Source organism: Collinsella sp. An307, assembly GCF_002161805.1.
Lineage (GTDB): Bacteria > Actinomycetota > Coriobacteriia > Coriobacteriales > Coriobacteriaceae > Coprousia.
On the sequence record NZ_NFIP01000004.1, the window covers coordinates 133,197 to 156,473 of the forward strand.

At 62.9% G+C, this 23,277-nt stretch carries 19 protein-coding genes and 1 tRNA gene; 7 read left to right on the forward strand and 13 right to left on the reverse strand.

The genetic code is table 11. The features are described 5' to 3' along the window. Positions 1-42 precede the first annotated feature (42 nt). Positions 43-119 (forward strand) — tRNA-Arg (locus tag B5F89_RS04810). Between the two features lie 94 nt (positions 120-213). Here B5F89_RS04810 and B5F89_RS04815 read toward each other — a convergent pair. Further along, the gene (locus B5F89_RS04815; RefSeq protein WP_204230579.1) at positions 214-462 is read right to left on the reverse strand and encodes a hypothetical protein; all 249 of its coding nucleotides are present in this window, start codon (positions 460-462) and stop codon (positions 214-216) included. Positions 463-785: 323 nt separating this feature from the next. Further along, on the reverse strand, positions 786-1,142 hold the full coding sequence (locus B5F89_RS04820; RefSeq protein WP_239286679.1) for a hypothetical protein: 357 nt from the start codon (positions 1,140-1,142) through the stop codon (positions 786-788). Positions 1,143-1,306: 164 nt separating this feature from the next. Between B5F89_RS04820 and B5F89_RS04825 the strand changes: the two genes are divergently transcribed. Next, positions 1,307-2,320: a membrane dipeptidase gene (locus tag B5F89_RS04825; protein WP_087430663.1), complete on the forward strand. Its 1,014-nt coding sequence runs from the start codon at positions 1,307-1,309 to the stop codon at positions 2,318-2,320. A gap of 152 nt (positions 2,321-2,472) precedes the next feature. On the opposite strand, the gene serS is transcribed toward B5F89_RS04825, so the two are convergent. Beyond that, positions 2,473-3,756 (reverse strand): serine--tRNA ligase, encoded by a 1,284-nt coding sequence (gene serS / locus B5F89_RS04830; RefSeq protein ID WP_087430664.1) that lies wholly within the window; start codon positions 3,754-3,756, stop codon positions 2,473-2,475. A gap of 128 nt (positions 3,757-3,884) precedes the next feature. Between serS and B5F89_RS10125 the strand changes: the two genes are divergently transcribed. Together B5F89_RS10125 and B5F89_RS04835 are read left to right on the forward strand one after the other, a co-directional pair. Next, on the forward strand, positions 3,885-4,055 hold the full coding sequence (locus tag B5F89_RS10125; protein WP_204230580.1) for a DUF6724 family protein: 171 nt from the start codon (positions 3,885-3,887) through the stop codon (positions 4,053-4,055). Positions 4,056-4,115: 60 nt separating this feature from the next. Then, positions 4,116-5,240 carry a hypothetical protein gene (locus B5F89_RS04835; RefSeq protein ID WP_087430665.1) on the forward strand — a complete coding sequence of 375 codons (1,125 nt, stop codon included), beginning with the start codon at positions 4,116-4,118 and terminating at the stop codon, positions 5,238-5,240. Here the strand turns inward: B5F89_RS04835 and B5F89_RS04840 are convergent. Together B5F89_RS04840 and B5F89_RS04845 are read right to left on the reverse strand one after the other, a co-directional pair. Then, positions 5,228-5,764, reverse strand: coding sequence for a biotin transporter BioY (locus tag B5F89_RS04840; protein ID WP_087430666.1), 537 nt, complete (start codon positions 5,762-5,764; stop codon positions 5,228-5,230). The two genes, B5F89_RS04835 and B5F89_RS04840, sit on opposite strands and share 13 nt — an antisense overlap. 6 nt (positions 5,765-5,770) lie before the next feature. Then, positions 5,771-6,724, reverse strand: a complete 954-nt coding sequence (locus B5F89_RS04845) for an SPFH domain-containing protein (protein WP_087430667.1) — start codon at positions 6,722-6,724, stop codon at positions 5,771-5,773. Positions 6,725-7,153: 429 nt separating this feature from the next. Here B5F89_RS04845 and B5F89_RS04850 point away from each other — a divergent pair, with 429 nt between their 5' ends. Further along, positions 7,154-9,313: a PTS transporter subunit IIABC gene (locus B5F89_RS04850; protein WP_087430668.1), complete on the forward strand. Its 2,160-nt coding sequence runs from the start codon at positions 7,154-7,156 to the stop codon at positions 9,311-9,313. 95 nt (positions 9,314-9,408) lie between these two features. Then, a complete protein-coding gene (locus tag B5F89_RS04855; protein ID WP_087430669.1) occupies positions 9,409-10,248 on the forward strand; it encodes a PRD domain-containing protein in 840 nt (279 codons plus the stop codon). A 140-nt stretch (positions 10,249-10,388) separates the two neighbouring features. On the opposite strand, the gene proC is transcribed toward B5F89_RS04855, so the two are convergent. The 4 genes from proC to B5F89_RS04875 form a co-directional block, all read right to left on the reverse strand. Next, the gene (proC, locus tag B5F89_RS04860; protein WP_087430670.1) at positions 10,389-11,180 is read right to left on the reverse strand and encodes a pyrroline-5-carboxylate reductase; all 792 of its coding nucleotides are present in this window, start codon (positions 11,178-11,180) and stop codon (positions 10,389-10,391) included. 26 nt (positions 11,181-11,206) lie between these two features. Continuing rightward, complete coding sequence (gene glyA / locus B5F89_RS04865) at positions 11,207-12,457, reverse strand: serine hydroxymethyltransferase (RefSeq protein ID WP_087430671.1); 1,251 nt, start codon at positions 12,455-12,457, stop codon at positions 11,207-11,209. A 17-nt stretch (positions 12,458-12,474) separates the two neighbouring features. Beyond that, a complete protein-coding gene (locus B5F89_RS04870) occupies positions 12,475-12,681 on the reverse strand; it encodes a hypothetical protein (RefSeq protein ID WP_087430672.1) in 207 nt (68 codons plus the stop codon). Between the two features lie 159 nt (positions 12,682-12,840). Then, positions 12,841-13,974, reverse strand: a complete 1,134-nt coding sequence (locus tag B5F89_RS04875; RefSeq protein WP_087430673.1) for a C45 family peptidase — start codon at positions 13,972-13,974, stop codon at positions 12,841-12,843. Between the two features lie 198 nt (positions 13,975-14,172). Between B5F89_RS04875 and B5F89_RS04880 the strand changes: the two genes are divergently transcribed. Beyond that, entirely contained in the window at positions 14,173-15,687 is a 1,515-nt protein-coding gene (locus B5F89_RS04880; protein ID WP_087430674.1) for a carboxypeptidase M32, read from the forward strand. Positions 15,688-15,929: 242 nt separating this feature from the next. On the opposite strand, the gene B5F89_RS04885 is transcribed toward B5F89_RS04880, so the two are convergent. The 4 genes from B5F89_RS04885 to B5F89_RS04900 form a co-directional block, all read right to left on the reverse strand. Then, entirely contained in the window at positions 15,930-18,482 is a 2,553-nt protein-coding gene (locus B5F89_RS04885; RefSeq protein ID WP_087430675.1) for a phosphoketolase family protein, read from the reverse strand. 218 nt (positions 18,483-18,700) lie between these two features. Then, positions 18,701-19,720, reverse strand: a complete 1,020-nt coding sequence (locus B5F89_RS04890; protein ID WP_087430676.1) for a LacI family DNA-binding transcriptional regulator — start codon at positions 19,718-19,720, stop codon at positions 18,701-18,703. Positions 19,721-20,121: 401 nt separating this feature from the next. Further along, complete coding sequence (locus B5F89_RS04895) at positions 20,122-21,420, reverse strand: DUF4038 domain-containing protein (protein WP_087430677.1); 1,299 nt, start codon at positions 21,418-21,420, stop codon at positions 20,122-20,124. Positions 21,421-21,547: 127 nt separating this feature from the next. Then, complete coding sequence (locus B5F89_RS04900) at positions 21,548-23,002, reverse strand: PTS transporter subunit EIIC (protein ID WP_087430678.1); 1,455 nt, start codon at positions 23,000-23,002, stop codon at positions 21,548-21,550. Positions 23,003-23,277 lie beyond the last annotated feature (275 nt).

The window sequence follows — 23,277 nt, forward strand, 5'->3', positions numbered from 1 at the left end:
CTTGACGCCGGGCGGGGAGCGTGCGATTATATCCCTTGCGCTGCGGCATTAGCTCAGCTGGATAGAGCGTTTGACTACGAATCAAAAGGTCGTAGGTTCGAATCCTACATGCCGCACCACAACGAATTGCGAGAGGGCCCGAGGGCCCTCTTTTGTTATCTAAACCCGATACTCCTGATGCCATCGAACCGCGACGAACGGGCAATCGCGTTGCTACAACGTTGTCGCAACCGCCTTGCGAATGTAATCGGAACGGTTATTGGTCTTGCGATCTATAGCCGCGACCATGGACACCGGAAATTTGACGGGCACCGTCACCAACGCCTCATCCGATATCCTCGGGCGACCAGAACGAGCGTTCACGAGTTGCCCATCCCACTCCCCCTTTTCATACTCCAGCGCCTCTTTCTCTAGATCCTCATCGGTAATGACCGTTCCGTTTGAAAGATGATATTCCGACATAATTACAACCTCCTCATTGCACGCCGCATCTCGTCAATAGTCTTATTTGAGGGAGGCGTCATTGCATGAAAGACCAGCCAACCGTCAATGGTATGAACGCCGACCATTTCAATCAGTCTGCCCTGCTGGTCAAATCCCAAACGAACCTCCCGTTCCCCAGGGATGCGAATAGCCGAACAAAGATATCCCTCCCAGGCAAATGCGACCTCGCATTCCCTTAGATTAGGATGCCTTTTCATCACTTTGCTATGAATTATAGTCGTACACCCCATACATCCGCCCTACTTTCGTAATATTTTAAGAGGTAGATTACGGTTAGAACCTCAGCGCACGATTGCTTGCTCCCGCACCTCGTAGGGCAGCTCCAGGCGCTTGAGAAGCTCTCGGATTCTCACGCCTGCATCGTATCCGGTGAACCCCATCACGAGCACCTCCAGCACTTGCTCGGGCGTATCGACATGGAGGTATTCGCCAAGGCCTCGCACCGCGGGAGCAGACACAAGCGTATCGACCGTATGCGGGGACTCCTCAAAGCACCAGCGCGTCAAATCCCCCTCGCTTTCCTGATGGATCAACAGACTGCCGTCACCAAGAAGGGATGCCTCGATCTTTAGGCGCTCCTCATCCGGCTCGTTCTCGAACAACATCGCCGTCACAACCAGTTCGTTCCACTCGCCCATGCTGCTTGCCTCCTTCATCCGGCCTATCTGATGGCATCAGTGTACGGCAAATTGCAAACATCTGTTCGTGGAACTTTTGTTCGTTTGTTTTCGGACTTTGTCCGCACGGTGTGGTATGAATAGCACGGCTACAATGGCAAAAAGCACGCGTTGAAGGAGCCGTTATGCCCTACCCTGTTTTTGATCTGCACTGCGATACCGCCGACCGACTCGCCTGGCAATCGCTTCCCGCCGCCTTGCGCGAAGCGCTGAACATGGACACCTACGGACCGGGTGACGAGAAAGACCCCGCCGGCATTACCCAGCTGGCCTGCAACCACGGGCATATCTCGCTCGATAAGGTCGGACAGTTGAGCTGGGCGCAATGTTTTGCCTGCTACATTCCCGATGAGCTCACGCCGGCGCAGGCGCATGCATTTTTTGACCACGTAAGCGCCTATCTAGGCGAGCAGGTCGAGCGCAACGCCCCGCGCATCGTCCTAGCGCAGAGCGCCGCAGACATTCGACCGGCGCTTCATGCGAGGCATACCGTGGCGATTCGCACCATCGAAAATGCAACGCTGTTTGCCGAAGACCCTCGCCTCGTAGCAGCCGCATCCGAGCAGGGCGTGCTCATGGCATCGCTCAGCTGGAACGCACCCGGCCCACTTGCTAGCGGGCACGACGCCCCGGAGCGCGGCCTTACCGCGGCCGGCCGCGCCATAATCGCCGAGATGGAACGTGAGCACATGGTCCTCGATGTGTCCCACCTGAACGACCGCTGCTTTGCAGAGGCCGCCTCGCTTACCGAGCGGCCGTTTGTGGCGAGCCACTCCAACAGCCGCAGCATCTGCGGACACCGCCGCAACCTTACTGACGAGCAGTTTGCCGAGATTCGAGACCGCGGGGGCATCGTAGGGCTGAACTTTGCCGATATCTTCCTGAGCGATGCGGCTCCTACCACCCCGCCCTCGTTTGACGACATCTCGAGTCACATCGACCATTGGCTCGAACTCGGCGGCGAGGACGTCATCGCCCTCGGCAGTGATTTTGACGGCTGCGACACCCCGCCCGTAATCGAGACGGCAGCCGAGATGCCCGCATTCCAGCAAAAGCTCGAGGCTCGCTTTGGCGGGCGTCTTACCGCCAAACTCTGTGCCGAAAACGCACTAACCTTCTTCGAGCGCTGGGCCCGTTAAGGCCTCGTCCTCCAGGGTTCGCAATCTCAGGGCTTGCTTCCTCTCGACAGCAAAAGGCCCCGACCCCTTTTCCAGAAAGACGATCGTGCAACGAGCGAAGCGCTCGTCTTTCTGGAAAAGGGGTCGGGACCTGCGCGGCCAGAGAAATGCCGTTAGCGGATGACCTCGAGACCGCCCATGTAGGGACGCAGGACCTCGGGCACCGTGATGGAGCCGTCGGCGTTCTGGTAGTTCTCCATAATCGCAGCCATGGTGCGGCCCGTGGGCAGGCCGGAGCCATTCAGGGTGTGAACGTAGCGCGTACCCTTGAAGTTCTCCGGGTCACGGTAGCGGATGTTCGCACGACGTGCCTGGAAATCGCCGCAGTTGGAGCAGCTTGAAATCTCCTTGTAGGCGTTGTAGCTCGGCAGCCAGACCTCGATGTCGTAGGTCTGACGCGCAGAGAAGCCGAGGTCACCCGTGCAGAGCGAAATCACGCGGTACGGGAGCCCCAGTTGCTGGAGGATATACTCGGCCTCGGCGACCATGCTCTCGAGCTCGTCGTCGGACTCCTCGGGCTTGGCGAACTTGACCATCTCCACCTTGGTGAACTGGTGCTGGCGAATGATACCGCGGGTGTCGCGGCCGGCGGAGCCCGCCTCCTCGCGGAAGCACGGCGTGCCCGCGGTGTAGCGGAGAGGGAGCTCAGCGGCGTTTAGGATCTCGCCCGCATGCAGGTTGGTGAGCGCGACCTCAGCCGTAGGAATGAGGAACTGGTCCTCGCCGGTGTGATAGGCATCGTCCTCAAACTTGGGCAGCTGGCCCGTGCCGTACATGATCTCGCGGTTGACGATCACCGGCGGGATGAACTCCTTGAAACCGCGCGCGATATGCGTGTTCAGGAAGAAGTTCTCAAGAGCGCGGTCGAGCTGCGCGCCGGCGCCAGCGAGCACCGTAAAGCGCGCGCCGGAGAGCTTGGAGCCGCGGTCGAAGTCGAGGATGCCGAGGTCGGTGCCGAGGTCCCAGTGCGCCTTGGCCTCGAATCCCTCGGTCGCAAAATCGCGCGGGGTGCCCCAGCGGCGACGCTCGGGGTTCTCGGACTCGTCCACGCCCACGGGCGTGGCATCGCAGGGGATGTTGGGCAGATGGGCCATGAAGTCGTTGAGCTCAGCCTCCAGAGCGGCGCGGCGCTCGGCAAGCCCGTCGATCTTCTCGTTCACCTCGCGGACGGCCTCCTTGGCGGCCTCCGCCTCGTCACACTTGCCCTCGCGCATGAGAGCGCCGATCTTCTTCGACTCAGCGTTGCGCGTGGCCTGCAGCTCCTCGACCTCGGTAATAACAGAGCGGCGCTCGTCGTCGAGGGCGAAGAAGCGCTCGCGGTCCCACGAGGTCTGACGATCGGCCATGGCCTTGTCGACGGCATCGGGCGTCTCGCGGACAAATTTGATATCGAGCATGGTTCCTCCCGGTCGTATGCTCCTATTTCTCAATCACTACTTGCACGGCCCTTGCGTCCGTAGCACTTTGGCAAGTATATACTTATTGCATCCAGACCCCTAGGGAGAAGGCGAGAAGCAAACAAGTCATGGACGGTATTTTTACCTTTCTCTTCAACACCCGCGCCGGCTTGGCGGTGCTGTTCTTTGGCGGCATCGCTGTTATTGGCATCATTGCATTTGTAACCGAGAAGCGTACGCACAAGATGTACGTGGACCGTGGACCGGCGAGCGAAGACGAGGACGGTTGGATCCTGTAACCGCGGCGGCACCGCCCGCGCCCCGTACGAGACGCTCTGAGCATCCGGGAAGGTGATCACATGGCTTGGGAACCGCGAACGCACGAACGCGAACCGAACATCGACCCCTTCAACGCGCCCGACCCCATCATGCCGGGCGGCGAGCCCGAGATGGAGCCGGCACGCGAACGTCCCGACGGTGACGACGGCATCGGTCGGATGGCGCGGCGCAACGAGCGCAAAGAGCCCGGCCACGGCAAGCATCGTCCGCAGCGCTCCTGGCGCTCCTTGGACAGCACACCAAGCTCTGCCGATAGCGGCCCCGTCTCCCCCATTCGAGAAGAAGAGGACGGGGCGCGCCATGCACAAGGCAAGCAGCAAGACCTCGAGAGCAGCGCAAACGCTTGGCGGGCACGCAAGGCCGCTAAGCGTCGTTCTGGCGATGGCTCCGGCTGGAAGAAGCGCTCCTCCCGCCTCGGCTGCCTTATCGCCTTCATCTTTATGCTGGCCTTTTCCGGCATAGTGAGCACGCTTTTTGAGAGCTGCTCCAGCTGCGTGGACTCCGTCTTTTTTGAAGACACCTACGAAGACGACTACGACGATACGTATTACGACTACGACTCTGACGCCTATTGGCTTGCGCAAGACGACTTGAAGGCAGCAACCGAGGAGGTAACTGTTTCTGCGCTTGAAGCGGCACGCGAAGGTGACGTCACCTACCGCGAGATTGTCGCGTCGGCATTCGCCGATGCGTTCACAAAAGCCTCGGGCGTTGAGCCAGAGAGCATCGGCCTCGATACGCTCGAAATCTCAGAGCTCATACTCTCCAACATCACCTATGACATTGACTCGATATACGCCTTTGGAGATGCGACCGAGGACGGCTTCGTCTTTAGCTGCTCGTCGTATTTTGACTTCACCATCCCCTCTGCCCGAGACCTCGGCTATCAAGTGGGCGGATTTGCCTTAGGACTCGTGCCCGACGCCTCGGCCAGCCCATCGCTTTCGGTCGATGATCAGCTTGCCGTCAAGGCCTACGTTGAGCAGGAGCTCGAGCACGCAGAGGTTTTTGAAAACTACAGCTCCATGGAGTTCGCTGCCACGGCAGATGCCGAGGGTGCGATCCTTGAGGGGCCCGTCCTCGACTCGCAAGACTGGCTCGACAACTTTGCGGGTATGGTTGGCGCCTACGACTACCTCGACTGAACGGGAGCAGGAAGCGCCCGAGCGACCGCGCGCGCAAGGACGGTACCGACGGACATCTTAACGATATCGGGCACGATAAACGGCAGCACCGCCGCGGCGAGGGCTGCGGGCAACGCCATGCTGCCAACGATCATGAGCTGAGCGGTGCCAAACGTGTAGGAGATGACCAGAAGCGCTGCGCGCGAGAACACCTCGCGCGCGGGCTCAGGCAGGCCCTTGATGTGGCTAACGGTGCCTGCGGTAACCATGCCGACAAGAAAGCCCCAAAGAAACCCTCCCGTGGGCCCGACGATGACGCCGAGGCCGCCCATCATGTTGGAGAAGACGGGCAGGCCCGCAATGCCAAGCACCAAGTAGACGGCAACGGTCATGACGGCGTCGCGCGAAGCGAGGACGCCCGGCAACATGGCAAGCACCATCGTCTGCAGCGTGAAGGGAACGGGCCCTAAGGGAATGCTCACCCAAGCGCTCACGGCAAGGAGCGCGCAACAGAGCCCGCACCGGGCGATTCGCTGAGATGACACAGGCGCTTACGCCTCCGAGGCCGCAGGCGGGACTTTGCCCTGCTCGTCGGCCTCGCCCGCCGTGAGCATCTGCTCGAACATAGAGGCAGAGGTCTTGAAGTCGGCAGGAAGCACCACGGTGGAGCTCTTACCGGTCCGCGCGAACTCGGTCATCATCTCGCTCCACTGCGTGAACATGAAGAGCTGGTTGGCCTCGTCGTTGGAGACACCGGTCTCCTGGATGGTCTCGAGCGAGTCCTTGATGCCGACAGCGATGGCCTTGCGCTGGTTGGCGATACCCTCGCCCGCCTTCTCCATGGCCTCGGCCTCGGCGCGTGCCTCGGTGACGCGACGGATACGATCTGCCTCGGCGAGATCCTGAGCCGCCGCCTTGGTGCGCTGAGCGGCGTTAATCTGGTTCATGGAGTCCTCGACCTCGGCGGGCAGCGCGATGCGCGTGATAAGTGTCGACACAAGCGTGAAGCCGTAGGCGGCCATCTGCTCGGAAACGGTGGCGTTAACGTCTTTGGCGATGTCGTCCTTCTTGGCAAAGACCTCGTCAAGCGTGTAAACCGGGATGGAGGAGCGCAGCGCGTCGGTAATGAAGTCGCGCATCTGGGCAACCGGCTGCTGGAGCATGTAGTAGCTCTTGTAGACACCGGAATCGGCCGGACCGGCGCCCATGTCGTAGGAGACGTGGTACTGGGCGGAAACCTCGAGCCCGATGGTGACGTTGTCCTCCGTCTTGGCATCGATATCAAAGCCGTTTTTCATCGTGCGGAGAGAGACCGTTGCGGCCTTGCGATCGATGACGGGGATCTTGGCGTGGAAGCCCGCGCCCACGATACGGTTGAACTTACCGAGCCGCTCGATAATGACGGCATGCTGCTGCTTTACCACAAACAGCGTGTTGGCGAGAATGGCGATCACGATCGCCACGATGATGATGAGCCAGACCAGCCCGCCGATGATGCCACTCATACGAGACCTCCTTTAGGTCCGGAACAGATGGTCCAAGGATAGCAGGTTTGGGTCAAGGTTGCGTCATGGGCGGATGAGCGGCGCTGCATGCGGCGCACGAACCCAGCAGACCGCTGCATCCTCGAGCCGTTGACCTTGGGATTTCGACCGTTTGCCGCCCGCCTCTTTTCAGAAGCGAAACAAATCGGCATAATGCACTGCAATCGCATATGCAGGGTGTGTAACTGGTAGGCAGGCACTAACCTTCGGCTTTGGGGCGGCACGCACGTCGCTCGGCTGTCGTGGGTCGGTGCTTTTTTTCATGCCGGCAGATTGCATCGTCCTGCACGCCATACAGCGCGCCCCTCCCCGAAAGCCTGCGACGTACCGCCCGGGAACCCCCGGGGAATACCTGCACCCGCACGGGTGCTCGGACGCTAGGAGGCGTATATGAAGGACAAGATCTTTGGGATCCTTCAGCGCGTGGGGCGCTCGTTCATGCTCCCCATCGCGGTGCTGCCGGTAGCGGGCCTGCTCATGGGCCTCGGCAGCTCGTTTACCAACGAGACCACCCTTGCCACGTACAACCTGCTAGGCATCATGGGACCCGGCACCATCGCCTGGGACGTCTTCACGGTGCTCTCCGCGTGCGGCGGCGTCATCTTTGACAACCTGCCGCTCATCTTTGCCATCGGCGTGGCGATCGGCATGGCGCGCGCCGAGAAGGAGGTCGCGGCTCTCTCCGCGGGCGTGGCGTTTCTCGTTATGCACTCCGCCATCTCGGCCATGATTGACCTCACCGGCGGCGTGGAGCAGTTCATGGACGGCGCGACGGCGAGCGTCCTTGGCATCACGTCGCTCCAGATGGGCGCCTTTGGCGGCATCATCGTGGGCCTCGGCACCTCGGCGCTGCATAACAGGTTCTACAAGATCCAGCTGCCGCAAGCGCTCTCGTTCTTCGGTGGGTCGCGCTTTGTACCCATCATCTCCACCGTGGTGTTCACCTTCGTGGGCATCGCCATGTTCTTCGTATGGCAGCCGGTCCAGACGGGCATCAACGCGCTTGGCTACGCGGTGGCAAGCGCCGGACCCGTCGGCGTGTTCCTGTTTGGCATGATCAAGCGCCTGCTCATTCCCTTTGGCCTGCACCACGTGTTTTACCTGCCCTTCTGGCAGACCGCCGTTGGCGGCTCCATGGAGGTTGCCGGCCAGATGGTCTACGGCGCCCAGAACATCTTCTTCGCGCAGCTGGCCGACCCCACCGTCACCCATTTCTCCACCGCCGGCACCTGGTGCTTCACCGGCGAGTTCGTGCTCTACATCTTCGCGTTCCCGGGCGCGGCGCTCGCTATGTACCAGGCCGCCAAGCCCGAGCGCAAGCAGGCGGTGGGCGGTCTTCTGCTCTCTGCCGCGCTGACGTCTGCCCTCACTGGCATCACCGAGCCACTTGAGTTCTCGTTCCTGTTCGTGGCGCCGGTGCTCTTTGGCATCTCCACCGTTTTTGCCGGCCTCGCGTATATGCTCTGCTACCTTCTGAACATCACCGTCGGCCTCACGTTCTCCGGCGGCTTGCTCGACCTCTTTATGTTCGGCATCCTGCAAGGCAACGATAAGACGAGCTGGATGCTCATCATCCCGCTCGGCCTTGCGTTCTTTGCCGTGTACTTTGCGCTGTTCACCTTCCTCATCAAGAAGTTCAACTTTGCAACGCCCGGCCGCGAGGAGGGCGATGCCGAGACCAAGCTCTACACCAAGGCCGACTACAACGCCCGCAAGGAGGGCGAGAAGGTGAGCGCCACAGCCGACGCCCCCGAGGGCGACGAGCGCTCCGTGCAAATCACGGCCGGCCTTGGAGGCGCCGCCAACATTCGCGACGTGGACTGCTGCGCCACCCGCCTGCGCGTGACGGTGCACGACGGCGACAAGGTGAACGAGGCCGAGCTCAAGGCCACGGGAGCCGCCGGCGTCATCCGCCGCGGCGAGGGCGTACAGGTGGTCTACGGGCCCCAGGTGAACGTCATCAAGACGAACCTCGAGGCGTACCTGGCAGCGCTGCCCGCAGCCGACGACGCCGCCGAACCCGAGGCAGCGACCAAGGCCGACTCCGAGCAGCCCGCCGAGGCGCAGGGGCCGCGCAAACCGGTGGCGACCGTCACGCTCGGCAGCCCGCTCACCGGCGAGGCGCTCTCCATCACCGCGTGCCCCGATGCGGTCTTTGCCCAGAAGATGATGGGCGACGGCGCCTGCGTGGTGCCCGCGACCGGCGAGCTCGTGGCGCCGTGCGACGCCAAGGTCGCCTTCGTGTTCGACACCAAACACGCCGTGGGCCTCGAGCTGCCCGACGGCACGGGCATCCTCTGCCACGTGGGCATCGACACCGTCAAGCTGGGCGGCAAGGGCTTTACCGCATGCGTTGCCCAGGGCGATGAGGTCAAGCGCGGTGATACACTGTTGACGTTCGACCTCGACTACATCCGCGAGAACGCCCCGAGCATCTCCACCCCGGTTCTGGTGACCACCACCGACGGCAAGCACGAGGTGCGCCAGCTGGCGTTTGGCCGAGTGAATCAGGGCGACGATCTGCTCGCCGTCGATATCTACGAGGCGTAAGGCAGATTCCGCTCGTTTTGCACTGCCGGTGGCCCCGCCCCGTCCGCTGCGGGGCCACCGCGCGCCCTTGCTTGCGCCCGTCCGAAAGGCTGCACATGTATCGCATCACCAAACCGCTGAACCACAACGCCGTGCTCGCATTCAACACCGACGATGAGCGGGAATACCTGGTGGTCGGGAAGGGCGTTGGCTTTGCGCGGAAGCCGGGCGAGCGCGTGGACGACTTGGGTGAGGCGGGGTCCGTCCAGCTGTATCTGCTCTCACAGCAAAACGGCAGCCGTGGGACGGCGCGCGACCTTGTTGAGCGCATCGACCCCGTGGTGCTCGATGTCGCGGAGGATATCTACGAGGATGCCTGCGCGACCTTTGGGCACGTGGACCAAAACATGCTGCTGCCGCTCGCAGACCATCTTGCGTTTGCCGTGGAGCGCGTGCGCGGCGGCGGCGCGTTGAGTAACCCCTTAACCGAGGACATCCGGGCGCTCTTTCCCCGGGAGTTTGAGGTCGCTGACCGCGGCGTGCGCGATCTGGAAAACCGGTGCGGCATCGTCCTCGGCGACGACGAGACGGGGCTTATCGCCCTGCACGTGCACTCCGCCCTCGATGCGAGTCATGTGGAGCAGGCGATGCAGGTCGCCCAGCTCACGCGCGCCTGCATCGATGCGGTGGAGCGGATCACCGGGGCCGAAATCGATGTATCGTCTATGGACTACAACCGGCTTATGACGCACGTGAAGTACATGGTGACGCGCATCCTGAACGAAGAGCGCCTCGCGATCGACGTGAATGCCGCCATCCAGTCAGGCGCGCCGGAGAGCTATCGCGCCGCGGCAGCCGTGTGCGCCGAGATGGAACGGATGCTGGGCACTGCGGTAAGCGAGCTCGAAGTCGGCTACCTTGCCATGCACATAGCGCGCGTCACCGGGGCCCGGTAAGCCGGCGCCTCAAGGACCCTGGCGGCGCTGGCGAGGTCCCTCCGGAGGCCATCCTCGGCGCTTCGCGCCTGCGGAGGCACCCGGAGGGACCTCCCCAGCCCCCGAAGCAGCCTCCCTTTGACGCGCCCATCCGAAAAACGTTACCCTTCGATAGCGTCGACCGCTTGAATGAACGCCGAGCGCAGGCCGGCCCGCTCGAGCGCGGCGACACCTTTGATGGTGGTGCCGCCGGGCGAGCAGACGGCGTCTTTCATCGCGCCGGGATGCGCGCCGGTCTCGAGCTGGAGCTTGGCGGTGCCCGCGACCATCTGGCTCACCATGCGGTAGGCGTCCGCGCGCGGGATGCCGTGCTTTACCGCCGCGTCACCCAAGGCCTCGATCACCATCGCAATGAACGCCGGTCCGCAGCCGCCAACGGTGCCGGCAACCGAGAGCAGGCGGCTCTCGACCTCGACCACGCTGCCAAGTGCATCGAGCAACGCGCGAACAGACGCGTAGTCGTCATCGCGTAGCGTGTAGGTGCGCTCGCAGGCGATGACGCCCTCGCAGATAGACACGGGTGTGTTGGGAACGGTCGAGATGTGGCGGGTCCCTGGTAGGAGCTCCTCGTAGCGGGCGCAGTCCCATCCCGCCGCGACCGAGAGGATGGGCTTGGCAGCCAGGCGCCCCGCAAGCGGTGAGAGCACCTCGTCAATGAGATGGGGCTTGATGGCGATAACCACCACATCGACGGCGTCCACCAGCTCCGCGGCGCTTTGGCAGGCGTTCATGCCGCGTGTGCCCGTGCGCTCGAGAAGCGCCTCGTAGCGGTTGGCGCACGCATAGAGATTTGCGGGAGGCACCGTACCCGCCGCAATCCAGCCGTCCGCCATGGCGCTCGCCATGTTGCCAAAGCCAATGAAGCCGATCTTACAATCGTCTGCGTTCGACATTTCCCTCTCCCCTCGCGCGGAAGCGTCTACATTTCCGGATACAGCGGGTGCGCCGCCAGAAGCTCGTCGACCCGCGCGCGAACCACCGCCCGCACGCCTGCGTCGCCTGCGCCAAAGACGGCACGCGCGACGAGCTCGCCGATCTCACGGAACTCGGCGGCGGTAAACACGCGCGTCGTGCCCGCCGCGGAGCCTACGCGGATGCCGCTTGTCTTGGCGGGCGGCAATGGGTCGTTTGGAATAGCGTTCTTGTTGACCGTGAGCCCACAGGCCTCGAGCAAAAGCTCGGCATCATGCCCGTTCACGCCCGAGGAGGTAAGGTCGACGAGGCAGAGATGGTTGTCCGTCCCGCCCGAGACAAGGCGCAGGCCGCCTGCGACCAACCCCTCGCCGAGTGCAGCGGCGCCCTTGACCATGCGCGCGATGTAATCGGCGAACGCCGGCGTGGCCGCCTCGGCAAAACATGCCGCCTTGCCCGCGATGACGTGCATGAGCGGGCCTCCCTGCATACCCGGGAACACCGCCTTGTCGATGGCGCGCGCAAGCTCGGCATCGTTGGTGAGGATGAGGCCGCCGCGCGGGCCGCGCAGGGTCTTGTGGGTGGTCGTGGTCACCACGTCGGCGTGTGGGAACGGCGAGGGATGGGCGCCCGTCGCCACAAGCCCTGCGATGTGGGCCATGTCGACCATGAGGCGCGCGCCGACGCCGTGGGCGATGGCGGCGAGACGCTCGAAATCAATCGAGCGCGGGTAGGCGGAGGCGCCACCGACGATGAGCTTGGGGCGCTCGGCTGCGGCAAGCGCCTCGAGGCCGTCATAGTCGATGGTCTCGGTCGCAGGGTCGAGCCCGTAGGACAAGAAGCGGTACAGCTTGCCCGAGAAGTTGACCGGCGAGCCGTGCGTCAAGTGGCCGCCCTGGTCGAGCCGCATGCCGATCACCGTATCACCCGGCTCCAGCAGGGCCGTGTACGCGGCAAGATTGGCGTTCGCGCCCGAATGCGGCTGCACGTTGGCAAAGCCGCACCCAAACAGCGCGCAGGCACGACTGCGGGCGAGGTCCTCGACCACGTCGACGCACTCGCACCCGCCGTAGTAGCGCCTGCCCGGATACCCCTCGGCATATTTGTTGGTGAGGACGCTCCCCACCGCCTCGAGCACCGAAGGAGACACGAAGTTCTCCGACGCAATGAGTTCGATCGTGTTGCGCTGCCGCGCGAGCTCGGCATCGAGCGCCGCGGCGAGCTCGGGGTCGGTCTGGGCCAGGTGTTCGAGCGCCATGGGGTCCCCTTTCGGCGTTAATCGTCAAGCCAGCGGCTGCGGCTGCCATCACTACGCGTGATGTTGATGCGGATCTTGCCAAGCAACACGAGAACGAGCAGGACGATAAAGACGATGGGCAGCAGGCGAAGCGCCCCTACCACGAGGATGCCCAGAAACGAGAGGACAAGCGAGATGACCGCTGCGATGGCGAGGACTGCGATGATAAGGGGAAGATACGACATGCGCATCCTTTCTGTTGAGCGCGCACGGGGCGAAGGGGCGCATATTCCGCGCGGGCCCCGTGGATAGAGTTTAACCAGCATACCAAAAGCGTCTTCGCCGCGAAGCGAAGGCGCTTGCTAGAAACGTTTGGCTGAAACGGCACCGGCGGGGCCGCGAGCTTACGAGGCGAGGCTCACCTCGTAAGCAGGCTCGTCGTACTTGCCACCCATGATAATCGATGCGGTAAGGTCGTCGAGGTTGTAGACGACCGACCACTGGGTCTGGAAGACGCTGCCATCGTCGCGAATCTGCACCTCGCGCGAGACGCTCTGGAGCAGGTCCATGGCCTCGTCCTCAGACAGCACGCCGTCTGCGGCCGTTAGGGTCTCCATAAGAACCTGGTAGCGGTCCTGGCCGCCGCCAAAGTTGTACTCACCGGGCGTGAGCAGGAAGTTCGTTGCCGCCTGATAGGTTACGCCCGCCTCGCCGGAGAGCGCTCCCATGGTCGTTGCGTCGCCGGGCTCGAGGATGCTCATCTCGTCGCCGATGTACTCGACAATCACCGAGGCGCCCGAGGCGTCCGCAATCTGGAAGTGATAGCAGCTGTTGGCGCTCGAGTGCATGTCGTACTTGCCGAGCAACGCCACCGCCTCGTCCACCGTCGCGCAGCTATCGAGCATCATGCGGATGGCAGTCGTGGTGGTGATATCGACCTTGTCGGTCTCTTGGTTGGTGGGCTCGGTGTCGATGAGCAGCACGCCCACGGCAAGGCCAGCCTCGTTGACGCCGTCGAGCGGCGCGTAGGGCGCGGCGAGCGCCGTCAGGCTCGAGATGAGGTCCTCGGGCATCTTGTCCTCCCCGTAGCCAAGAAAGCCAAGGTTCACCATGGACACACTGGCGTAGCCGTCCGCCGGGTCCGTTCGCACGAGCATGCCGGGCGAGTACTCGAGGTCAAAGTTGCGCCCAAAGATCGCGTCGCCCTCGGCCGTGGTGGCGTTAAAGGTCGAGCACGCAAGATCGGGCAGGTCGATGGTGATCGGCAGGCCCTTCATGATGCGGTTCACCACAAACTGGATGAGCTCGGCGTCGTTAGAGGCGCCGCCCTGCTCGATAAACGCATCGATACCGTAATCCCCGTCATAGGTCATGGTGTAGAGCGGATAGTCGTCGACCTTCTCGATCGAATTCAACGTAGCAAGCTCGTGGCCAAAGAGTGCAAACACCGTAACAACGGCCGCAACGGCAAGCGCGACCACGGCGATCACAACACCCAGAACAATCTTTTTTGCCCTGCTCATAGGCTTTTTCTCCATGAATCCCCTCCTGTCTTTGATAGAGCGCGCCCCATGCTACCAGACCTCTTTCATGGTTTGACGTTTTTTACAATTTCGTCAACTAATAGGAGGCAACGGCAGAGTCCGGTCGCCCTCCCCCAGGCGTGCAAAGCGGGGTATGCTATCCAACGAAACAATTGAGGCGCTCCGCGCAACACAAGAGAAGGGAATGCATCCATGGACAGCATCACCGGCAAGAACATTGCCTCGCTCAAAGACCTGCAGCGCCAGATCCGCACAAAGCGCTACCTCATGAGCGTGCTCGAGTTCGACGGCGAAACCGTCGCCCCCGCGAACGGCGCCGCCGCACGCGCCGAGGCGATGGGCGCGCTTGCGGGCGAGATGCACGAACTTTTGACGAGCGACGCCGCCGTAGAACTCGTCGCCGCGCTCGAGGAGAGCGCTGCGACCGAGGGCCTCGACCCTCAAACCGCCGCTGAGCTCCGCGTCTTTGCGCGCGACCAGCGCGAGGCGCGTGCCATCCCCACCGACGAGGAGATTGCCTGGAGCCGCCTCACGAGCGAGGCGAATGCCGTCTGGCACGATGCAAAGCAGGCGGACGATTGGGCATCCTTCGAGCCGTACGTCGAGCGCATCGTCGAGACGCTCCGCCGTCGCGCCGCGCAGCTCGACCCCAGCCGTGACGCCTACGACGTCCTGCTCGACCAATACGAGCGCGGCATGGATACCGCTGCCTACGACGCGTTTTTTGCGCAGGTGAAAGAAAGCGTCGTCCCGCTCGTGCACGAGATTGCCGCTATGCCAGCGCCCGATCTCCCCTTCCGCACGGCGCATGTCGCCCGCCCTGTCCAGCTCGCTTTGTCGCGCGACCTGCTTGCGCTCGAGGGCCTCGACATGGCGGGCTGCGCGCTGGCCGAGGTCGAGCATCCGTTCTCGGACGGATTCGCCCCCGGCGACGTCCGCGTGACAACGCACATATACGAAAACGATGCGCTCTCCAATGTCTTCTCCATCCTGCATGAGGGCGGCCACGCTATCTACGAGCAGAACGTCGATCCTGCCTACGCGTGGACCTGCCTTGACGAGGGCACCTCGATGGGCATCCACGAGAGCCAGAGCCGCCTCTTTGAAAACATCATCGGCCGCTCGCGTGCCTTTGCCGGTCCGCTCCTTGGCGTGCTGCGCGCGCACGCGCCCGAGGTCTACGGCGAGGTGACCGAGGACGACCTTTACCGTGCGGCCAACCTCGCCCACCCGCAGCTCATCCGCATGGAGGCCGACGAGCTCACCTATCCGCTCCATATCATGGTGCGCTACGACATCGAGCGGGCGCTTTTTGCCGGCGAGGCCCGCGTGGCAGACATCCCCACGCTCTGGCGCGACCTCATGAAGAGCTATCTGGGTGTGGACGTACCCAACGACACCCTCGGCTGCTTGCAGGACACGCACTGGTCGGGTGGCAGCTTTGGCTATTTCCCAAGCTATGCCCTCGGCAGCGCCTACGGCGCCCAGTACGTCGACGCCATGGCCCGCGCAGGTATTGACGTGGACGCGGCCTGCGCGGCGGGCGACTTGGCGCCGGTGCGCGGTTGGCTTTGCGAGAACATCTGGCGCTGGGGCCGCTCCAAGGACGCACCCGAGCTCATCCGCGACTCCTGCGGGGCGCCCTTTGACGCCACGTATTACTGCAACTACTTGGTGAAGAAGTTCACCGAGCTGTACGGCCTCTAAGAAATATGCGGCCGCAGCCGACTTAGTCACGGTTTTTGGGCCATCTCTCAAGTAGCCAAGGCGTATCGGATGCTCGCCGCAAGTCGCCTACCTGCGCAAACGAGAATGGGGCAAGCGGGGCCTACTCACAAGGGACGCGTTTTGCCGTGACTATGTCCTCTCATGCCCCCATTTCAACCCAAAGCGCCGCCCGCTGCATCCTCTTGACAGCGGGCGGCGCCCCTCATTTATTTGCTGCTCGTCTACTCGTTGTCACCCGCGGTCATCTGGGTGGCAGAGAGACCGGAGGCGGCGTCCGCCTCGGTTGCAGCGCGCGCATCGGGCCACACCCAGTCGGTAAAGGCGGGGTGATCGTAGCCCTCCTCCACGGCAAAGCGGAAGGCCTCCTCACGGAAGGCGTCCCACGCCTCGGCCTGTGCGGTGTGCGCAGAGGTGCTGGCAGCGACATCCACCAGGCGCAGGGCCTCGGCCGCGAGCGCCCAGCGGTCCATGTCGTTCAGACGCAGCATGTCAAACGGCGTGGTCGTGGAGCCCTTTTCCTCGTAGCCGTGCACGCACCACGCGTCGTGGCCGGGGCGCGCCCAGACAAGACGGCGGATGGTGCCCGCGTAGGCATGGAAGCAGAAGAGCACGGGGCGGGAGCCGTCGCCAAAGAACTCGACGAAGCGCTCGTCAGAGATGGCGCGGTCGTTCTCGCAGGCGTTCTGGATCTTAAGGAGATCGGCCACGTTCACGAACCAGACCTTGATGCCCTGCTCGCGCAGCAGGTCTACCGCGGCGAGCGCCTCGAGCGTGGGCACGTCGCCACAGGTGGCGATCACGAGGTCCGCCTCATCGAGCGAAGACGCGGTGGATGCCCACTCCCAGACCGCAAGGCCCTCTTCAAGCTCGGCCTTTGCATCATCGACCGTGATAAACGTTGGCGCGGGCTGCTTGCCACAGAAGATGGCGTTCACACAGTCGGTCGAGGCGTAGGCACGCTCGGCAACCGCGAGCGCCATGTTGGCGTCGCAGGGATAGTAGGCGTTGACGATATGCGTGTCGTTGGCCTTGTTGAGGAGCAGGTCGATGAAGCCCGGGTCCTGATGGCTGAAACCGTTGTGGTCCTGACGCCAGACGTGGCTGGACAGCAGGATGTTGAGGCCGGCGATGGGCGCGCGCCACGGAATCTCGCGCTTGGTGGCCTCGAGCCACTTGCAGTGCTGGTTCACCATGGAGTCGACCACGTGCACGAAGCTCTCGTAGCTCGACCAGACGCCGTGGCGACCGGTGAGCACATAGCCTTCGAGGAAGCCCTCGCACTGGTGCTCGGAGAGCTGCTCGATCACCTTGCCCTGGGGCGCCAGCAGCTCGTCGTTGGCCTCGTCGGCATAAGCGTCGCCCGCCTCCCACTGCTTCTTGGTGACCTGATAGGCGTCCTGCAGGCGGTTCGACGCAGTCTCATCCGGGCCGAAGATGCGGAAGTTATCGGGGTTGGCCGCGAGCACGTCGGCCGTATAGGCACCAAAGACGCGCGCCGCCTCGGTCTGGCCGTAACCGTGACCGCGCTCTGCCACCGGCACTTCGTGGGCGTGGATGTCGGGGAGGTTGAGGTCCTCACGCACGCGACCGCCGTTGGCGTTGGGGTTGGCACCGATGCGCAGGTCGCCCGTGGGCATCCAGTCCGTCACCTCGGGGCGAATCTGCCCCTCCGGTGTGAAGAGCTCCTCGGGGCCGTAGGAGCGCAGCCAGTCACGCAGCACGCGGAAGTGCTCGTGGGTGTCCTTGGCGCTTGCCAGCGGCACCTGGTGCGCGCGCCAGGAGTCCTCGGTCTTCTTGCCGTCGATGGTCTTGGGGCAGGTCCAGCCCTTGGGCGTGCGGAACACGATCATGGGGTAGACCGGGCGCGTGACCTCCTCGCCCGCAGCGACCTGGGCGGCGGCGTGCTCCTTGATGGTGCAGATCTTGGCAAAGACCTCCTCCAAAAGCGCCGCAAAACGCACGTGGATGGACTCGTGGCTCTCGTCATCAAAACCGGCGACAAAGATGTGCGGCTCGTAGCCCATGCCCTCGAAGAACTTGGTGAGCTCCTCGTCGCTGATGCGTGCGAGGATGGTGGGGTTGGCGATTTTGTAACCGTTCAGATGCAGGATCGGCAGCACGATGCCGTCGGTCGCGGGGTTCACGAGCTTGTTGGACTGCCAGCTTGTGGCGAGAGGGCCCGTCTCGGCCTCGCCGTCGCCCACCACGGCCACCGCGAGCAGGCTGGGGTTGTCGAGCACCGCGCCGTAAGCATGGGAGAGCGTGTAGCCGAGCTCACCGCCCTCGTGGATGGAGCCGGGGGTTTCGGGCGCAAAGTGGCTGGGAATGCCACCGGGATAAGAGAACTGGCGGAAGAACTTCTCGAGGCCGGCCTCGTCATTGGTGATGTCAGGGCGAATCTCGCGATAGGTACCGTCGAGCAGGCTCTGCGCGGTGCCGGCCGGGCCGCCGTGACCGGGGCCCATGAGGAAGATAGTGTTCTGGCCGTGATCGGCAATGAGGCGGTTCACGTGGCCAAAGAGGAAGTTGATACCCGGCGTGGTGCCCCAGTGGCCCACGAGACGGTGCTTGACGTCGGCGCGGCCAAAATCGCGCGGCTCACCGGTTTTGGCGTCCGGGTAGTCGGCGCGCATGAGCGGGTTGGAGCGCAGGTAGATCTGGCCGACGGACAGGTAGTTGGACGCGCGCCAGTAGCGCTCGACACCGGCGAGCTCGGCAGCGGAAACATCGCCGCTTCCGCGGTTCCAAGGCGTCCCGATTACCGGATGAGACATAAGGCACTCCTATCTGCTTTTGGGGTCGAGTGCGGCCGCACGCCGCTCGTTTTGCTGAAAGCAGTATAGGTGATAAAACGTTTTAGCATTGTTAACAAAACGTTTTTGTTTCAGAATCCGTAAATGTTTGGCAATTTATCCGGTGAACGGTAGGAAAACGCGTATGAACGGTGTTTGCTTAGATTGTGACAGGAGTAGGGCGAACCTCCTGTGCGCTGCTACCGCTGCTGCACCGAATCGCGCTCAACCAGACGGGGCTCGAGCAGGCGCGTCTCCGCCTCGACATCCTCGGGCGCGGCGGCATCTAGGCGACGCACGATAAGGGCGAGCGCCTCCTCCGCAAGAACCGCAACGTCCTGGTCGATGGCGGTAAGCGCCGGCTCGAACAGAGAGTCTGCCGCCGAATTGTCGTAACTCACCACCGAGTAATCGCGCGGAACACGGCACCCCTCCTCATACAGGCGCTTGAGCAGGCCGAGCGCGATGTTGTCGGAACTCGCAAAGACCGCCGTGGCGTCGGTTGCGGTAATACCAGCCGCGGCCTCGTAGGCATCGGGGATGTAGTAGTCGCTGTCAAAGACCAGACTCTCGTCAAACGGCACGTCGAACTCATCGAGCGCCCTGCGGTACCCCTCGAGACGATGGCGGCCCGTGTTGGACCGGGAAGCATTCACGATGCAGGCGATGCGGCGGTGGCCGTGCTCGAGCAGGTGGCGGGTCGCCATGTACCCACCGAGCTCGTTGTCGAATAGCACCTTGTCGCAGGCGGCGTCATCGAGCACGCGGTCGATCATCACGTAGGGAACGGGAAGGGCCGCTATGCGCTCAGGAAGGTCCTCGCCGCCCTCGGTCTGGTTGCCCAAAACGATAAAGAGCCCCTCTACCCCGCGGTTGACGAGCGTGGAGAGCAGCTCGATGTCGTTGACGGCAAGGTCGTCAGACGTGGTGATAAACAGGGCAAAACCGCGCTCGCGGCAGCGCTGCTCGAGGTTTTTCGCCAGACGTGAGAAGAAGCGGCTCTCGATGTTCGGAACGATAAGGCCCAGGGTGTTCGAGCGCTGCGTCACGAGGCTTCGGGCGATCTGGTTGGGCACGTAGTGTTTGGCGGCGGCGATGGCCTTGATGCGGCGGCGGTTCTCCTCCGTGATGCGGCACGGCCGGTTGTTAAGCACCAGAGATACCGTCGAGACGGAAAGCCCCGCCTCGCGTGCAATCTCTTTAAGCGTTACCTTGGGCACCGCCGACCTCCCCTATCGCTTTGATCTCACTCCACGGTACCACGAATGACGACGCGCGCGGTCGCGAGATATGAGGTTGGCAGCGAGCGTTTCTGCTTCGTGCGGGGCATGCTGGTCAAATTACCCCGTGAGAGGGCATTCGACTGAACCTAACGCAGCCCTAGAAGACCATTTGATGTCGCTTTGCACCGATCTTCTGCAAAAAGGGCCGGATCTTTGCCCGCCGACAACCCGCGACAGCAGTCCCCGGCGGTAAACAACCAGGGCGCAATGCCCCCTCGCGGGGCAATTTGACCAAATCTGGTTCCATGAACAAAGAGGAGCCGCTGGGAATGTTCCCGACGGCTCCTCCAAGCAGGTTTTATGTCGCCAGCCCACAGGGCAGGCTTAGCTGATAGACGCTACGCGACCGGTTCCAGCACGATGAGCGCGTCCGCGCAGAAGGGATGTTGTGCCACGCGAGTGGCGCCATCCCCAACCGTGACCGGCAGATGCGCGATGCGCTTCTGGGCGAGGTCGATGGCACGGGCCGTATAGCCCTCGAGCGCCACGCCGAGCTTGAGCGCCGTCGCGCGGGGCAGATAGGCCAAATACGTCGGGCGCTCCGCCTCGTTATGCGCGACGCGAATCTGCTCGCGGTCGTCTGCAAGCTCATCCTGCGCCGGCACAAGCGTGCGGCAGCCAAGCGCATCGAGCAGAGGCTCAATCATGCCAAAGTCCCACACACCTGGCAGCTGCAGGGCCTCCTGCCAGCGGAAAGGCGCGTCAAAGCCCTCGCCGAGGACCGATCCTTGACTCTGCGACGTCTGCCAGTTCCAGATGCCGTGGGCACCGTAAGTCACACCCGCGGTCGCACCGGCGAGGATGCCCGCCCATGCAGAGGCACGGCAGTTCTCGTCGTTGAAACGTACGTACACGTGGCGGCTCGCGCCCATCATCTCGTAGCAGGGCTCGGAGTTGATAAGCGGCTTTTTGGGGTAGTTTGCACGGAAGTCCTCCGGGAGCTTCCACGCCTCGTCCTGAGCAAGCGCGTTGTGGCCGGGCTGGTACATATAGAAGTCCAGGCGGTCGATGAACTGCTCGGGGATGGTGCGATTCGCGCGGTTGATGTGCATGGTGCGCAGGCGCGTGGGCGCAAGCTCGCACACAGTCGCGAGGGCCGCCTCGTAATACGGCAGACACTCGTCTGCCTTCCAGTCCGTGTCGCCCGTCACCACGTACACGGGGTCAAACTCGTCGAGGTGCTCGACCACGCGGCGCACATGGCGCTCCACCTCATCGAGCGGCATCGTCGAGGCGCCGGTACGCTCGGCAATCGCGGCGCCCCAAGTACCGGGCACGTAGTTGCACCACATAAGCACAAGCGCCGGGCGAATGCCGTGCTCGACCGCCATGCGGCACATCTCGCGAGCGCGCTCCCAGTATGCGAGGTTGGGCTGTCCCCAGTCAAAGACGGTGCCGTCCTCGCTGGCGTACGGATAGATACCGAGGTCCGGGCGGCAGCGGTCCCACTGCGGCAAGGAGTTGACCTGCAGTGTATTGATGCCCTGCTCGGCACGGCGGGCGAGATAGTAGTCCCAATCCTCGAGCGTGATGCTCGTGAACGCGCTCCAGCAGGTATCCGCCAGCCAGAACCAGGGCTTGCCGTCGCACAGGAACCCGTCGCCCTTCTCGTTTACCGTGAGCGTCCCCAAAGCCATGACGTCTGTCCTCTCTTGTCCCGAAATACCGCGCTCAATAAGAGCAAACCGGGCGCACGGTCAGGACGACCCGCGCACCCGGCGACTAACCTACATGGGATATACCCGTGTGGAGTGTGGAGGTCGCTTACGCGCCGATGAGCTCGGCCTCGTCCTCGTCCTCCATCTCGGCCAGCTCCTCCTTGGTGAAGCCGGTGAGGAAGACCACGATGGCGGCGACCACGAAGGACACGGCCATACCGATGACGGCAGCGATGACGTTCCACTGGCCGCCCTGCAGGTAGTTCAAGATGACCATGAAGTTGGAGGAACCGCCAGCCATGTAGTAGGTGACGCCGAGGATGCCGGAGAGCACCGCGCCGATGGCGCCGCCGATGAACATACCGAGCATGGTGCGGCGGAAGCGCATAAGGATGCCGAAGAGGGCGGGCTCGGTCACGCCGCCGGCAATGGCGGAGATGACGTAGCCGAGGGCGAGGCCCTTCTCGTCCTTATTCTTCATGCGCAGGAACGCACCGAAGGCGCAGCCCCACACCGCGGTCATGGCGCAGTTGGTGGAGACGAAGACGAACGGGTCGTAGCCAGCAGCGATGATCTGTACCTGAGCGATCATGATGACGGGCATGTGCATGCCGGCGACCACGAAGAGCTGCCAGAAGGCGCCGAGGACAGCCATGACCACAAAGATGCCGATGCCACCGAGGTCAGCAAGGCCAAAGAGCGCGTTGGCAACGAGGTTGCCGAGCTCGCCGCCAATGGGGGCGAGGATGATGAGCGCGATAGGCACGACCACGATCATGGTGCAGAACGGGGTGAAGACCGTGGAGAGCGTGTCGGGCATGATCTTCTTGAAGAACTTCTCCACGAAGTAGAGCACCGGGATGGTGAGGATGATCGGCAGCACCGTCTGGCTGTAGTTGGCAGCAGTGATCTGGATGCCGTAGACGCTCACGATGCCCGTCGGGTCGGCGGAAGCCGCGGAGACAATGCTCGGGGCGATCATGAGGCCGCCGGTGAGCATGCCGAGGACCGGGCTTGCGCCGATCTTCTTAGCGGCAGCGTAGCCGAGGTAGATGGGCAGGAAGTAGAACGTTGCCTCGTAGAGGGTCGTGTAGAAGAACGTGTAGGTCGGGTCGGTCTCCGAGATGACGTTCAGAAGCTGCGGACCCAGGATGACCGCAAAGGTGCGGAACAGACCGCCGGCCATGAGCAGCGGGATGAGCTGTGTCATGGAGCCGGACAGGTAGTCGAGGATGATGCCCGGGATCTGCTTGAGGGTGATCTTCTCCTTGGGCGCGTCGAGGTTCTCGTCAACCGCGGCGCCACGCGTGACACCGGAGATGGCGACGAACTCGTCGAGCACCTTCGGCACGTTCTGACCGATGATGACCTGAAGCTGGGTGCCGGCAAACTGTGCACCGAGCACGCCCTTGACCTTCTTGATCTTCTCGATGTCAGCGAGGTTGTTGTCCTTGAGCGTGAGACGCAGACGCGTCATGCAGTTGGTTGCGGTCGTGACGTTGGCCGCACCTCCTACGAGCTCAAGGACGTTTTCGGCGATTTGCCTGTTGTCAATTGCCATGGGGTCCCCTCCCATTGCCGTGACCAAGTTGCCGTCCTGCACATCTTGGTCGTTCCTACCAGTAAACTATGTTTACTGAATGTTTATGTCATGTATAGTACGTGTCCCGCCCGCTTCCATAGGCTAGATGTCCGGTGAACGGTCGGAATTATCAGGTGAACGTCAAACAAGCGTAACGAAATGTCGCCTCGTAAAACATAAACAGCCGGTTTTGCACACCTTCGTGTTTACAACAGACGGGCACTGTCCTTACCTAAGCTTTTCTTCACAATTCT

What these genes read in the sequence shown, in the direction of transcription:
- B5F89_RS04875 (WP_087430673.1), bottom strand. Translation starts at nt 13,974, where the DNA reads ATGGAGAAAAAGCCTATGAGCAGGGCAAAAAAGATTGTTCTGGGTGTT.
- B5F89_RS10125 (WP_204230580.1), top strand. Translation starts at nt 3,885, where the DNA reads ATGGACGGTATTTTTACCTTTCTCTTCAACACCCGCGCCGGCTTGGCG.
- B5F89_RS04895 (WP_087430677.1), bottom strand. Translation starts at nt 21,420, where the DNA reads ATGGCTTTGGGGACGCTCACGGTAAACGAGAAGGGCGACGGGTTCCTG.
- B5F89_RS04870 (WP_087430672.1), bottom strand. Translation starts at nt 12,681, where the DNA reads ATGTCGTATCTTCCCCTTATCATCGCAGTCCTCGCCATCGCAGCGGTC.
- B5F89_RS04820 (WP_239286679.1), bottom strand. Translation starts at nt 1,142, where the DNA reads ATGGGCGAGTGGAACGAACTGGTTGTGACGGCGATGTTGTTCGAGAAC.
- B5F89_RS04855 (WP_087430669.1), top strand. Translation starts at nt 9,409, where the DNA reads ATGTATCGCATCACCAAACCGCTGAACCACAACGCCGTGCTCGCATTC.
- B5F89_RS04825 (WP_087430663.1), top strand. Translation starts at nt 1,307, where the DNA reads ATGCCCTACCCTGTTTTTGATCTGCACTGCGATACCGCCGACCGACTC.
- B5F89_RS04815 (WP_204230579.1), bottom strand. Translation starts at nt 462, where the DNA reads ATGTCGGAATATCATCTTTCAAACGGAACGGTCATTACCGATGAGGAT.
- B5F89_RS04885 (WP_087430675.1), bottom strand. Translation starts at nt 18,482, where the DNA reads ATGTCTCATCCGGTAATCGGGACGCCTTGGAACCGCGGAAGCGGCGAT.
- B5F89_RS04900 (WP_087430678.1), bottom strand. Translation starts at nt 23,002, where the DNA reads ATGGCAATTGACAACAGGCAAATCGCCGAAAACGTCCTTGAGCTCGTA.
- B5F89_RS04835 (WP_087430665.1), top strand. Translation starts at nt 4,116, where the DNA reads ATGGCTTGGGAACCGCGAACGCACGAACGCGAACCGAACATCGACCCC.
- glyA (WP_087430671.1), bottom strand. Translation starts at nt 12,457, where the DNA reads ATGGCGCTCGAACACCTGGCCCAGACCGACCCCGAGCTCGCCGCGGCG.
- serS (WP_087430664.1), bottom strand. Translation starts at nt 3,756, where the DNA reads ATGCTCGATATCAAATTTGTCCGCGAGACGCCCGATGCCGTCGACAAG.
- B5F89_RS04845 (WP_087430667.1), bottom strand. Translation starts at nt 6,724, where the DNA reads ATGAGTGGCATCATCGGCGGGCTGGTCTGGCTCATCATCATCGTGGCG.
- B5F89_RS04850 (WP_087430668.1), top strand. Translation starts at nt 7,154, where the DNA reads ATGAAGGACAAGATCTTTGGGATCCTTCAGCGCGTGGGGCGCTCGTTC.
- B5F89_RS04880 (WP_087430674.1), top strand. Translation starts at nt 14,173, where the DNA reads ATGGACAGCATCACCGGCAAGAACATTGCCTCGCTCAAAGACCTGCAG.
- proC (WP_087430670.1), bottom strand. Translation starts at nt 11,180, where the DNA reads ATGTCGAACGCAGACGATTGTAAGATCGGCTTCATTGGCTTTGGCAAC.